The sequence below is a fragment of the Sutcliffiella horikoshii genome (assembly GCF_008180725.1).
In the GTDB taxonomy this organism is placed as follows: Bacteria; Bacillota; Bacilli; order Bacillales; family Bacillaceae_I; genus Sutcliffiella_A; species Sutcliffiella_A horikoshii_B.
In genome coordinates this window covers 391124-404380 of sequence record NZ_VTEV01000001.1, presented here as the reverse complement: position 1 = coordinate 404380, position 13257 = coordinate 391124, and the positions used below count along the sequence as shown (strand labels likewise).

Genomic DNA, 13257 nt, shown 5'->3' with positions numbered 1-13257 from the left:
TATTAAAGGGGGTTCATAGGATATGCGGGTATCTCATGTGACGGTTCGGAGAAGGTTAACCATTGTACTTCTTGTAGGAATTCTACTTTTCAGTATTATTGATTTACGCCTAGGCTATGTTCAATTCGCATTGGGGAATATGCTAACAGACCGTGCCAAAGATTCTTGGAGTCGGAATATTCCTTTTGAACCAGAGCGGGGAGAAATCCTTGACCGAAATGGCGTTCCATTGGCAACAAATATGAGTGCACCGACAGTTTTGGTTGTACCAAGACAAATTAAAGATCCCAATGACACGGCTGAGAAGCTTGCAGCTGTCTTAAATATGTCCAAAGAAAAGGTGTACAAGCTGGTGACTAAAAGCTCATCCATGGAGAGGATCAATCCAGAAGGAAGAAAAATATCCCATGAAAAAGCAAAAGAGATACGAGCGCTTGGCTTAAAAGGTGTCTACATTGCGGAAGACTCAAAACGACATTATCCTTTCGGTAGTTACCTATCTCATGTTTTAGGTTTTGCAGGAATTGATAATCAAGGATTAATGGGTCTTGAACTATATTACGATGAACAATTAAAAGGAGAAAAAGGCTACGTACAATTTTATTCGGATGCAAAGGGAAGAAGAATGCCGGATATTCCAGATGATTACGAGGCCCCACAGGACGGTTTAGACTTAAGGCTTACCATTGATTCAAAGGTTCAGACTATCATGGAAAGAGAGTTAGACCTTGCACAGGAACTGTATAACCCTGATGGAATCATTGCCATCGCGATGGATCCTAATACAGGAGAAATTCTGGCAATGTCAAGTAGGCCTGATTTTGATCCAGCTGAATTCCAAGATGTAGCACCAGAAATTTATAACCGAAATCTTCCTGTTTGGAGTACGTATGAACCTGGATCTACCTTTAAGATTATCACTCTAGCTGCTGCCCTCGAAGAAAATAAAGTCAACTTAAAAAATGATACTTTCAATGACAGCGGAGCGGCAATGGTAGATGGAGCAAGGCTTCGTTGTTGGAAAAAAGGGGGACATGGTCACCAAACATTCCTGGAAGTGGTTCAAAATTCATGTAACCCAGGTTTTGTAGAGTTAGGCCAACGTTTAGGGACTGAAACCCTATTCAATTATATAAAATCTTTTGGATTCGGGGAGAAGACAGGGATTGATTTAGCTGGGGAAGGAAAGGGAATCCTGTTTAAACCTGAAAGGGTAGGGCCGGTAGAACTCGCCACCACTGCCTTCGGGCAAGGGGTTTCTGTTACTCCCATTCAGCAGGTTGCGGCTGTTTCTGCTGCGGTGAACGGCGGAATTTTATACACGCCATTTATTGCGAAAGAGTTTGTAGATCCAATCACTGGAGAGATTGTCACGAGAAAGACACCCGTAGAGAAGAGAAGAGTCATTTCTGAGGAAACCTCTGCACAGGTCCGATATGCATTAGAAAGCGTAGTTGCGCAAGGTACGGGCCGTAACGCTTTTGTAGAGGGCTACCGAGTTGGTGGGAAAACAGGAACTGCCCAAAAAGTAAAAGACGGTCGATACATGGAAAATAATCATATCGTTTCTTTTATTGGTGTTGCACCTGCAGACGATCCTCAACTTGTCGTGTACCTTGCCGTCGATAATCCTAAGGGCACCGTTCAGTTTGGTGGGGTAGTAGCAGCCCCGATTGTTGGGAATATAATGGAGGATAGCCTAAATGCTTTGGGAGTGGAAAAAAGAAAAGGACAAATCGAAAAAGAATTGCAATGGCCTGATGTACCTCTTGTGGAAGTTCCTGATCTAAAAGGAATGACAAGAAAAGAACTCCTTCAACAACTAGTTACTCTCAAACTTGATATAAGCGGAGATGGGGATACAGTAGTTCAGCAGGCACCGGCTCCTGGAACAAAAGTGGAAGAAGGGTCGACCGTTAGGGTCTACATGTCCGGGAAAAGCAAAACTGATGAAGAATAAAGCCAGAGGATTGGTTTAATTTCCCTAAATAGGATAGAATGGTGATTAAGGAAAGTTAGAATAATATTGATGTTCTCTCACACCATCTATCCTTTAGTTTTTCATCCTGCATTTAGGTCTTCAAGTAAGCCAAAGGGGTTTGATTCGCATGAAACTTCAACAATTAATTCAATATCTTCACAGATATGAAGTATCCTCTAAGTATAACCCTGAGATATCTTCCATTGTTATGGATTCCCGTAAGGTTAAAGAAGGGAGTTTATTTTTTTGTATCAAAGGGTACACGGTAGATGGACATCAATTTGCGCAAGATGCAGTGAATAAAGGGGCTGTCGCAATCATATCTGAAAAGCCATTGGATGTTGCTGTTCCGGTCATCGTGGTTCCGGATACAATGAGGGCAATGGCTATCTTGGCGGATGTATTCTTCCAACAGCCTACACACAAACTTCATTTAATAGGTGTAACCGGTACAAATGGAAAAACGACAACCACACACATTATTGAATCCATTTTTCAACACCACCAGCGAAAGACTGGAATGATTGGCACCATTTATATGAAAATAGGAAACAAAACATACCCTGTAAAAAACACCACTCCAGATGCCTTAACTTTGCAAGAATCCTTTCACCAGATGGTGGAGAAAAAAGTTGATACTGTAGTGATGGAGGTTTCCTCCCATGCTCTCCATATGGGAAGGGTATATGGTTGTGACTTTGATGTGGCAGTGTTTACCAATCTGACGCAAGATCATCTCGATTATCATAAAACGATGGAAGAATATCAGTATGCTAAGTCTTTGTTATTCTCTTCGTTAGGAAACTCCTATAATCTTACTAAACCCAAATATGCGGTTTTGAATGCAGATGACCCAGCAAGTGATGTATATAAAAGAGCAACGGCTGCTCAAGTCATAACCTATGGAATAGACGAAACCAGCGATATCAGGGCGATGAATGTGAGGATATCCGCAAAGGGCACTTCGTTCGACCTTGTGTATGATAATAAAATCGTTCCTATCAATCTGAAATTGGTCGGAAAATTTAGTGTGTATAATGTTCTCGCTGCCATAAGCGCCAGTTACGTATCCAATATTCCCATGGAAACCATCATTCCAGTAGTGGAAAATATGAGAGGTGTGCCTGGACGGTTTGAAGCAATTGAAGCTGGCCAGGACTTTACAGTGATTGTTGATTATGCTCATACTCCTGACAGCCTGGAAAATGTGTTAAAAACGACCAAACAACTTTCTCAAAACAATATTTATTGTATTGTAGGTTGCGGAGGGGATAGAGATCGTTCAAAGCGCCCCTTAATGGCTGAAGTTGCAGTAAATTATTCTAGTAAAGCTATTTTCACATCGGATAATCCCCGCTCCGAAAGTCCACTGCAGATCTTCAAAGATATGGAAGCTGGTGTGAAGGACCGGGAATATGAAATTGTAGAAGACAGGCGATCAGCGATTTTTAAAGCGATAGCTCAAGCAAAATCTGGTGATGTGGTGCTAATTGCAGGCAAAGGTCATGAAACCTATCAAGTTATAGGAGACAAAGTGCTTGAATTTGACGACAGAAAAATAGCAATGGAAGCCATACAGGCAAAACAAAGCTCATAGACTGTTAAAGTGTGTGTATTTTATGCAACAATTTGACCATTGCCTAAGGCTTACAATATCCCAGAATTTGAACAGAGGATAATGAAATAGTGTTGTTTTAGCAAGAATTAATAAAAAGATGAAAAAAAGTATTTTCATATCACCCAAAAACCGCTAAAATTTACTTTTGGTATACATTCAACTTTGAGTGATTTAATAGCTGTTGATTGGAGCACAGGGCGAAGACTCCTGAGGGAGATAGCGGTAGGTGGAGACCCTGCTGCAGGCTTGCCGAGGAGGCTCTCGTCAGCCCCTAGGAAAGCGAAGGCCAGTGCGGAAATCAACAGCGGTCGTAAACCAGAAAAATAAAATGAAAAAACGGGTATTATCTGCCGGTTATCATAGGTGGATAATACCTCTAATCATGAAATTCAAGAGAGGAGGGAATAACGATGGAACAACAGGTTATCTTATTTGCTATCGTTATGTCTTTTTTAATTACCGTTTTAGTATCACCAATATTTATTCCCTTCCTGCGCAGACTGAAATTCGGTCAAAGTATCAGAGAAGAAGGGCCACAATCTCACCAAAAGAAAACAGGAACCCCAACAATGGGCGGAATAATGATACTCTTGTCCGTTGCGGTAACTACTCTGGTCATCACAGGTCAATTTGCAGAAGCTTCCGTTGAGACTTATTTACTGCTCTTTGTGATGGTAGGTTACGGATTATTAGGATTTCTGGATGACTTTATCAAAGTTGTCCTAAAAAGAAACCTAGGTTTGACTTCCTTGCAAAAGTTAATTGGACAGATTGTAATTGCAGTAATATTCTATTTTGTATTTGTACAGTTTGAATTTTCCACTGCTGTTAGTGTACCAGGAACAAGTATTTCCATTGAATTAGGATTCTTCTATGTTCTATTCCTGATTTTTTGGCTGGTTGGATTTTCCAACGCCGTCAACCTCACAGATGGACTTGATGGTCTTGTATCTGGGACAGCTGCTGTGGCATTTGGAGCCTTTGCCATACTTGCATGGTATCAGTCTCAATTTGAAGTTTCTATTTTCAGTGTTGCGGTAGTAGGTGCATTACTAGGCTTCTTAGTATTTAACGCTCACCCTGCTAAAGTCTTTATGGGAGATACAGGTTCCTTGGCGCTTGGTGGTGCTATTGCAACTGTAGCTGTACTATTGAAATTAGAAATTCTTCTTATTATTATCGGTGGAGTTTTCGTAATGGAAACACTTTCCGTAATCATCCAAGTCATCTCTTTCAAAGCGACAGGGAGAAGGGTCTTTAAAATGAGTCCTCTTCATCATCATTATGAACTTGTCGGTTGGTCAGAATGGCGAGTGGTTGTTACGTTCTGGACAGTTGGACTATTGTGTGCTTTGCTTGGAATTTACTTAGAGGTGTGGATCTAATATGAAGAATATCAGCCAATATGAAGGAAAAAGGGTTCTTGTCCTAGGTTTAGCCAAGAGCGGAACTGCCACTGCAGAACTTTTACATAAATTAGGCGCAAAGGTGATTGTCAATGACAGAAGTCCTTTAGAGGGAAACGAGCAAGCTGAGTATCTGCTTTCTAAAGGAATGGAAGTTGTATGCGGAGGACATCCGACCAATATCTTTGATGAAAAGATTGATGTTGTATTCAAAAATCCAGGCATCCCCTATCATAACCCATTGGTGCAACTTGCGACTGAAAAGGGCATTCCCGTTCTTACGGAAGTAGAACTTGCTTACCAAATCAGTGAAGCACCAATTATCGGAATTACAGGATCTAATGGAAAAACTACAACTACTACGCTAATAGACGAAATGATAGCTGCGGATAATCAATCTCCACTTATAGCAGGCAATATTGGAAATGTATCTGTGGAAGTGGCTCAACAAGCAACGGATAAAAATATCATGGTCACGGAATTATCTTCGTTTCAATTGATGGGTACGGAATTATTCAGGCCAAAAATCTCTGTTTTTTTGAATCTTTTTGAAGCTCACCTGGATTATCACGGAACTTTGGATGAGTATGGAAAAGCAAAAGCGAAAATTTTCTTAAATCAAACAAGAGAAGACTATGCTGTAGTCAATGCTGATGATGCACAAGTGATGAAACTTGCTGAAGGAATACTACCGATGCTTGTTCCATTTTCCACGAATAAAGTAGTAGATGGTGCGTATTTATCAGATGATTCTATTTGGTTTAAAAAAGAGCAGGTTATGGAAATAGACCAAATTGTGTTGCCTGGAAAACATAACTTGGAGAACATCCTCGCAGCTGTGGCAGCTGTTAAACTTCTTGGAGTCAGTAATGAAGCAATTATAAAGGTGCTCACAAGCTTTTCAGGTGTAAAGCATCGTTTGCAGTTCATTGGTGAGATTAAAGGACGACGTTTCTATAATGATTCAAAAGCTACCAACATATTAGCTACTCAAAAAGCTCTCTCGGCATTTGATAACAATGTAGTACTGCTCGCAGGAGGGCTGGATCGAGGGAATGAGTTTGATGATTTATTACCGTACTTAAGCACGGTCAAAGTGCTGGTGACTTTCGGTGAAACAGCCGAGAAGTTGACACGCACAGCTCATGAAGCAGGAATAAAAAAAATAAAACATGTCGATAATGTGGAAAAAGCCGTACCGGTGGCATACGAAATGTCTGAGAGCGGAGATGTCATTATATTGTCCCCTGCTTGTGCAAGCTGGGATCAATATAAAACATTTGAGCAACGAGGAGACATTTTTATAGACGCCGTGCATAAGCTTAAATAAGGGCTTGGCCACATTTTTAAGAGGCTTTGTTCTGATAGTTTCCCAACTTCAAGGATGGGAAGCATACGGACAAAGCCTTTTTCTGGCTAATGGCATAAACGTATCGTTAACGTTAAGCCACCATCTGCCCTAATTTTTGTAGTAGAGGTGTTTCACGTTGGCAAACAAGCGATCAACTCCGGACATAATATTAATTCTAACCACACTGACACTGCTTGCGGTAGGTCTTATCATGGTATACAGTGCGAGTGCGGTATGGGCTGATTACAAGTTTCAGGATACATTCTTCTTCGCCAAAAGACAGCTATTATTTGCTGGTTTGGGTGTAGTAGCGATGTTTTTCATTATGAATGTCGACTACTGGACTTGGAGAACTTGGGCGAAATTAATTATTCTGGTATGTTTTTTCCTGCTTGTCATCGTTTTGATTCCAGGTGTGGGGATGGAACGGAATGGATCCCGAAGCTGGATAGGAGTAGGTGCATTCTCTGTTCAACCATCTGAGTTTATGAAAATAGCCATGATTGCATTTCTAGCAAAATATTTAAGTGAAAATCAAAAGAAAATTACTTCCTTTAAAAAGGGTCTTGTTCCAAGTCTCTCTCTCGTATTTTTGGCTTTTGGCATGATTATGCTCCAGCCCGACCTTGGAACAGGAACTGTCATGGTTGGCACGTGTATTGTCATGATTTATGTAGCAGGCGCAAGGATCAGTCACTTTGTTGGGTTAGGCTTAGTAGGGGTAGCCGGATTTGTTGTTCTAATCCTATCGGCACCTTATCGGATAAAACGTATCACTTCCTTCTTGAACCCTTGGGAAGATCCCTTAGGAAGCGGGTTCCAAATTATTCAATCCTTATATGCGATAGGGCCAGGCGGATTGCTTGGTCTAGGCCTCGGACAAAGCAGGCAGAAGTTCTTTTATCTACCTGAACCGCAAACAGACTTCATTTTTGCTATATTGGCAGAGGAACTCGGGTTTATCGGAGGCACACTTGTCGTTCTTCTATTTGCATTGCTTTTATGGAGAGGGATAAGAATTGCACTAGGTGCACCAGATTTATATGGAAGCTTTTTAGCGGTAGGTATTATAGCCATGATCGCAATTCAAGTCATCATTAATGTTGGAGTTGTAACAGGACTAATGCCAGTTACCGGAATTACACTCCCATTCCTAAGCTATGGAGGGTCCTCCCTGACCCTAATGCTAGTGGCAGTGGGAATTCTCCTAAACATAAGCAGATACGCAAAGTACTAATAAAAAGCCGAAACCAATTTCCTGGTTTCGGCTTTATTGTTACATATCCGGACATAATATGACAAAAAATAAAAATTTGATTACAATAACTAATATTCGTTGCACATCTTTAACAAGGGATATACTATTAAAGTATTGTGCAAACAAGATTTGCACAGATACATTTCATAACAACTACCTGCATCAAAGAAAATATGTAAATGACAAATAACAGGTTTAATATTTAGGAATTATAGGGTATGTAAACATAGTCCATTTTTAAATGAATTACATAATTGTCATGAATTAAACTTCAAACCTTCGATGTGATGGGCCAGTGTACCCAGTGTACCGTTATATATTAACATGCATAGTATATTAATAATTATTTTTGGGCCTACATCACGCTTTCACCGAAGGATTATCTTTCTACTATTAAAGGTTATGAAAAATGTTATATGAACGTGGATTTAGGAGGATTTTATATGGATGCGTTAGTAAAAGAACTTCAAGAGAAAGAAGTGGGCAAGGTACTACCTAATGAACCACTTGCAAATCATACCACCATGAAAATTGGCGGTCCTGCAGATGTACTGGTGGAGCCGAAAAGTTTGGAAAAACTTCAAGAAACAATGGAGACGATTAATAAATACCAGGTCAAATGGACGGCAATCGGCCGTGGTTCCAATCTATTGGTATCAGACCTTGGTATTGAAGGGGTCGTAATAAAGCTTGGAAATGGCATGGATCACTTTGAATTGAAAGATAATGAAGTGCATGTCGGAGGAGGATACTCCTTAATTAAGCTAGTTACCATCATCAGTAAAAAAGGATTATCAGGCCTCGAGTTTGCTGGAGGCATCCCAGGTTCCGTAGGGGGCGCAGTGTATATGAATGCTGGCGCACACGGCTCTGATATATCTAAAGTATTAAAGAAAGCTCATATCTTGTTTGAAGATGGAAAGATGGAGTGGCTGACGGCTGATGAATTAAACTTTTCCTATCGGACATCGATTCTTCAAAAAGAGCGTCCAGGAATTTGTTTGGAAGCTGTGTTAAAAGTAGAACAGGGAAAACGCGAAGAAGTAGTAGCTCAACTTCAAAAAAATAAAGATTATCGTCGTGATACCCAACCATTTTCTTATCCATGTGCCGGGAGTATTTTCAGAAATCCACTTCCCGATTATGCTGGACAGCTGATTGAAAAAGCCGGGTTGAAAGGTCACAAAATTGGCGGTGCGAAAGTTTCTGATATGCATGCAAACTTTATCGTAAACGATGATGGTGCAAAAGCTCAGGATGTATTGGACCTGATTGCATACATCAAGAAAACAATACATGAGAAATACAATGTCCAATTAGAGACTGAAGTTGAAATTATAGGAAGAAAATAGTAGTTTTTTTCCGTTTTTTTCACCCCACATATGATATAATTATGCTAGAAAATCATTGTATAATACATGCGTAGCTTCATGGCGCGCGGTGGGGTGAAATAGTCTTTAATGGAAAAAGGGAAAGTAGTGACGCTAGAAGACCGTGTACCTAAAATCAAACAACAGAGAAAGCAAAAGGCTAACAGAAGATTAATTATATATCTTTCTTTATTCTTTATTTTGTTGTTTTTGATCATTTACTCGCAATCTCCACTTAGTAAGGTTTCTGGCATAACTGTAAGCGGTAATTTACATGTCACAGATAAGGAAGTCATAACATTAAGTGGTGTGACAGAAGAGACAAGCATCTGGCGTGTAAACGAAGAAAAAGCAGCGGAACTGATTCAGCAACACAAGGAAATTGCCTCAGCGGAAGTTCAGAGGATCTTTCCTAACAGTGTTGAGATCGTTGTCGATGAATTTAAGCGGATTGCATATATATATGAAAATGGAAATTACTATCCAGTTATGGAAAACGGCAAAATGCTCTCTGTTCTTGATGAAGAGGATTCTTTGCCTGATGATGCACCACTCATGCTGAATTGGAAAAACAGTGAAATGGTGGAGAACTTTATTGTTGAATTAATAAAATTACCTGAATCCATCATTTACTCTATTTCTGAAATACATCATACTCCAACCGATATCGACCCTTATCATATAACCATGTTCATGAATGACGGTTATGAAGTTAGTGCAACGATTAGAGATTTCTCGGAGAAGATGGCCGCCTATCCTTCCATTGTGGAACAGTTGGATCCAGAAGTTAAAGGTGTCATCAATTTAGAAGTGGGTACATTCTTCAAGCCGTACGAAACAGATGGAGAGAAAGAGGAAGAAACAGATGAAAGTGACGGGTAAACATGTTGTCTTTTCTTTTGTTTGTCTAGTCCTTGGCTTTATCGTCTCTTACTCGTATCAACTAACAAACGAGGAAGAAGTCGTAGGTACTGACAGACAATGGCAACGTGATAGAGCAATCAGAGAAACCTTAATAAGGACAGAAGAACGAAACCTTGAATTACAAAATGAGCTACAAGAAAAACAAGAGGCAATTCAAACCATAGAAGAAGAGCTTGCAGAAGGAGAACAGCTTTTATTCAATCTGGTGGAAGATGTTGAAAAGCTTCGTATGTTCAATGGAAATGTCAAAGTCCAAGGAGAAGGGGTAGAAGTGACGTTGGCAGACGCTTCTTATGTTCCTTCTGAGGAGAATATCAATAATTATATTGTTCATGAAAGTCATGTGTTCAAGGTAATGAATGAGCTGTTTATATCAGGTGCTGCAGGGATAGCCATAAACGGACAAAGAATTACTAAAGACTCCTATATTATTTGCAATGGTCCTGTTATTACCATTGATGGAAATCAATATCCTGCGCCATTTGTCATAACTGCTATAGGAGATTCCGATGTGCTCATTCCGGCACTCAGTATCCTCGGCGGGGTGAAAGATCAATTGGTCGCTGATAATATTACAGTGAAGATGCAAAAAAAAGATCAAGTAGTTCTTGACCCTGTTATTCGATAAGGCTGAATGCATGCTTTGTGGTGAGGTAAGGTGTTCAAGATGGACAAGCGTAAATTTAGTTTTACCATGATTACAATTATTGTTGGATTGATGATTGCCATTCAATTTCAAACCGTTCAACAGCCAATTATCCGTGATACTCGTGATACATGGCAACTTAGGAGCGATTTGAATCGTGAGCAAGAAATACAATCACAGATTATTCATGAAATTAGAAAGTATGACAAAATACTTCAAGACTATTCCAAAGAGCGTGAAGAGTCTAAAGAGACTATCGTTCGGAAAACGTTAGAAGAATTAAAAGTCGAAGCAGGGTTAACAGAAATGAAGGGACCGGGCATAAAGATGACTGTCAAACCATTGTTTGATGAAGATGTCCTAGGAAACATACAGGAAAACATATCTGCAGATCTCCTCAGAAGATTTGTTAATGAATTGAATTCCTATGGTGTGGAAGATATAAGTATTGCTAATCAGCGAATTGTTAGCAATACGATTATAAGAGAAATAAATGGTAGGACGAAAGTGAACAATGCATGGATTCCTAATGCAAACTTTGAAATTATCGTTATCATCAGTGACCCAACAAAACTTTACAATCGTTTGCAAGTATCAAGGGCAATGGATGAATTTGCGATAGAAAACTTACTGCTTGAAGTCTCAACACCGATTAACGAAGTAACCGTTCCCCCTTATGACGAGCAGATACGCGTGAAGCATATGGAACCGGTTAAAACCGGGAAGGAGGGGAACTGATTATGTGGCTCCCTCTTCTGGGCTTAATTGTAGGAATTGTTTTGGGCCTATATTCAGAGATACGTGTACCTGATGAATATTCCAATTATTTATCAATTGCAGTTCTTGCTGCACTGGATACATTGTTCGGTGGAATTCGTGCCCACTTACAAAACAATTATGATGATAAAGTATTTGTATCCGGTTTTTTCTTTAATATCCTACTTGCTGCAAGTTTAGCTTTTCTAGGCGTACATCTTGGTGTAGACTTATATTTAGCTGCAGTATTTGCTTTTGGAGTAAGGCTATTTCAGAACATTGCAGTTATAAGAAGAATATTATTGTCAAAATGGACACTTTCTAAAGAAAAAAACGAAAAAAAATGATTTTAAAAAAGGGAAAACATCATATTTGTGGAATACTTTCTAATATAATATGTTTTTCAAGTGTTGTTCTTAAATATTTGGTTTTTTAGGAGTAGAAGGAGGTGCCATAGAATGAACAGCAATGAAATATACGTCAGTTTGGACATCGGTACATCCAGTGTTAAAGTAATCATTGGAGAAATGGTGAATGATACTTTAAATATAATTGGAGTCGGTAATGTAAAATCAACAGGTTTAAGAAAAGGTTCTATAGTAGACATAGATGAAACTGTTCATTCCATTAATAAGGCAATTGAACAGGCTGAGAGAATGGTAGGGATGCCAATTAATAGAGTGGTCGTTGGCGTCACCGGAAACCATGTACAACTTCAGGATTGCCATGGAGTGGTAGCAGTTTCGAGTGAAAACAGGGAGATAGGGGACGAGGACATCGCTAGGGTGATAGACGCGGCGCAAGTCTTTTCCATCCCTCCTGAGAGAGAAATCATTGATTGTATCCCAAAACAATTCATTGTAGATGGATTGGATGAGATTAATGATCCACGTGGAATGCTTGGTGTTCGACTAGAAATGGAAGGTACCATCATCACTGGGTCAAAAACAGTCTTACATAACTTACTGCGTTGTGTAGAGAAAGCTGGATTGGAAATAACGGATATCTGCTTGCAGCCACTTGCATCTGGATCTATCGCATTGTCAAAGGATGAGCGAAATCTAGGAGTGGCACTTGTAGACATTGGTGGAGGTTCTACTACCATTGCCGTTTTCGAAGATGGTTTCCTAAAGGCGACAAGTGTTTTACCAGTTGGCGGGGAGTACATCACGAAAGATATTTCCATAGGTTTACGTACTTCCACTGAAGACGCAGAAAAAATCAAACAAAAACATGGACATGCTTTTTACGACCATGCATCCGATGAAGAAGTATTCAGTGTACCGATTATCGGAAGCGATCAGCACCAACAATTCAGTCAACTCGAAATCTCTGATATTATAGAAGCAAGAATGGAAGAGATCTTTGAGTTAGTGCAACACGAGATTAAAAGATTAGGTGTCCGGGAGATTCCTGGTGGATACGTTTTAACTGGCGGTGTAGTAGCCATGCCAGGAGTTCTGGAATTGGCACAGTTAATTCTGAACAATAATGTAAGGAAAGCTGTTCCGGATTATATAGGCGTAAGAGAGCCTCAATATACTACAGGAGTAGGGCTTATCCAATTTGCTTACAAAAATGCAAAATTGCAAGGAAGAAAAATTGAAACTACATCGGCACCTAGTGAATACCCGGAAAAACGTAGTGGAAAACAAACTCAACAAAAAGTAAAGCAGGCAAAGCAACCAGTAAACGAAGAAGAAAAAGTAGGCAACAAAGTAAAAAAATTCTTCGGACTATTCTTTGAATAAGGAATAACATAGCTGTTGATTGGAGCACAGGGCGAAGACTCCTAAGGGAGATAGCGCTAGGTGGAGACCCCGCAGGCAAGCCGAGGAGGCTCCAGCAGCGCCCCTAGGAAAGCGAAGCCCAGTGCGGAAATCAACAGCGGTGTTTTTACAGTTACTAGCTTTAGCTTGCAAGTACTTTCGAGAAATAGGAGGAACA

Annotated in this window: 11 protein-coding genes; all 11 read left to right on the top strand. The window is 40.0% G+C overall.

Annotated features, from left to right (window positions below; genetic code table 11):
• Positions 1 to 22 precede the first annotated feature (22 nt).
• Positions 23 to 1960 carry a stage V sporulation protein D gene (locus tag FZC76_RS02015; RefSeq protein WP_148986594.1) on the top strand — a complete coding sequence of 646 codons (1938 nt, stop codon included), beginning with the start codon at positions 23 to 25 and terminating at the stop codon, positions 1958 to 1960.
• A gap of 148 nt (positions 1961 to 2108) precedes the next feature.
• The gene (locus FZC76_RS02010) at positions 2109 to 3578 is read left to right on the top strand and encodes a UDP-N-acetylmuramoyl-L-alanyl-D-glutamate--2,6-diaminopimelate ligase (protein ID WP_148986593.1); all 1470 of its coding nucleotides are present in this window, start codon (positions 2109 to 2111) and stop codon (positions 3576 to 3578) included.
• A 431-nt stretch (positions 3579 to 4009) separates the two neighbouring features.
• Entirely contained in the window at positions 4010 to 4984 is a 975-nt protein-coding gene (mraY, locus tag FZC76_RS02005; RefSeq protein ID WP_148986592.1) for a phospho-N-acetylmuramoyl-pentapeptide-transferase, read from the top strand.
• Between the two features lies 1 nt (position 4985).
• Complete coding sequence (gene murD, locus FZC76_RS02000) at positions 4986 to 6335, top strand: UDP-N-acetylmuramoyl-L-alanine--D-glutamate ligase (RefSeq protein WP_148986590.1); 1350 nt, start codon at positions 4986 to 4988, stop codon at positions 6333 to 6335.
• 157 nt (positions 6336 to 6492) lie between these two features.
• Complete coding sequence (spoVE, locus tag FZC76_RS01995) at positions 6493 to 7593, top strand: stage V sporulation protein E (protein WP_148986589.1); 1101 nt, start codon at positions 6493 to 6495, stop codon at positions 7591 to 7593.
• Between the two features lie 464 nt (positions 7594 to 8057).
• A complete protein-coding gene (gene murB / locus FZC76_RS01990; protein ID WP_148986588.1) occupies positions 8058 to 8966 on the top strand; it encodes a UDP-N-acetylmuramate dehydrogenase in 909 nt (302 codons plus the stop codon).
• A gap of 108 nt (positions 8967 to 9074) precedes the next feature.
• On the top strand, positions 9075 to 9866 hold the full coding sequence (locus FZC76_RS01985; RefSeq protein ID WP_148986586.1) for a cell division protein FtsQ/DivIB: 792 nt from the start codon (positions 9075 to 9077) through the stop codon (positions 9864 to 9866).
• Positions 9850 to 10536, top strand: coding sequence for a DUF881 domain-containing protein (locus tag FZC76_RS01980; RefSeq protein WP_148986585.1), 687 nt, complete (start codon positions 9850 to 9852; stop codon positions 10534 to 10536). Before FZC76_RS01985 ends, FZC76_RS01980 begins: the two co-directional genes overlap by 17 nt.
• Before the next feature lie 39 nt (positions 10537 to 10575).
• Positions 10576 to 11292: a DUF881 domain-containing protein gene (locus tag FZC76_RS01975; protein ID WP_148986584.1), complete on the top strand. Its 717-nt coding sequence runs from the start codon at positions 10576 to 10578 to the stop codon at positions 11290 to 11292.
• Between the two features lie 2 nt (positions 11293 to 11294).
• Positions 11295 to 11657: a small basic family protein gene (locus FZC76_RS01970; protein WP_060665813.1), complete on the top strand. Its 363-nt coding sequence runs from the start codon at positions 11295 to 11297 to the stop codon at positions 11655 to 11657.
• 111 nt (positions 11658 to 11768) lie between these two features.
• Positions 11769 to 13061 carry a cell division protein FtsA gene (gene ftsA / locus FZC76_RS01965; protein ID WP_060665814.1) on the top strand — a complete coding sequence of 431 codons (1293 nt, stop codon included), beginning with the start codon at positions 11769 to 11771 and terminating at the stop codon, positions 13059 to 13061.
• The last annotated feature ends 196 nt before the right edge of the window (positions 13062 to 13257 follow it).

Excerpts from the sequence above, each read along its gene's own strand:
- FZC76_RS02015 (WP_148986594.1), top strand. The coding sequence starts at position 23 with ATGCGGGTATCTCATGTGACGGTTCGGAGAAGGTTAACCATTGTACTT.
- FZC76_RS02010 (WP_148986593.1), top strand. The coding sequence starts at position 2,109 with ATGAAACTTCAACAATTAATTCAATATCTTCACAGATATGAAGTATCC.
- mraY (WP_148986592.1), top strand. The coding sequence starts at position 4,010 with ATGGAACAACAGGTTATCTTATTTGCTATCGTTATGTCTTTTTTAATT.
- murD (WP_148986590.1), top strand. The coding sequence starts at position 4,986 with ATGAAGAATATCAGCCAATATGAAGGAAAAAGGGTTCTTGTCCTAGGT.
- murB (WP_148986588.1), top strand. The coding sequence starts at position 8,058 with ATGGATGCGTTAGTAAAAGAACTTCAAGAGAAAGAAGTGGGCAAGGTA.
- FZC76_RS01985 (WP_148986586.1), top strand. The coding sequence starts at position 9,075 with ATGGAAAAAGGGAAAGTAGTGACGCTAGAAGACCGTGTACCTAAAATC.
- FZC76_RS01980 (WP_148986585.1), top strand. The coding sequence starts at position 9,850 with ATGAAAGTGACGGGTAAACATGTTGTCTTTTCTTTTGTTTGTCTAGTC.
- FZC76_RS01975 (WP_148986584.1), top strand. The coding sequence starts at position 10,576 with ATGGACAAGCGTAAATTTAGTTTTACCATGATTACAATTATTGTTGGA.
- FZC76_RS01970 (WP_060665813.1), top strand. The coding sequence starts at position 11,295 with ATGTGGCTCCCTCTTCTGGGCTTAATTGTAGGAATTGTTTTGGGCCTA.
- ftsA (WP_060665814.1), top strand. The coding sequence starts at position 11,769 with ATGAACAGCAATGAAATATACGTCAGTTTGGACATCGGTACATCCAGT.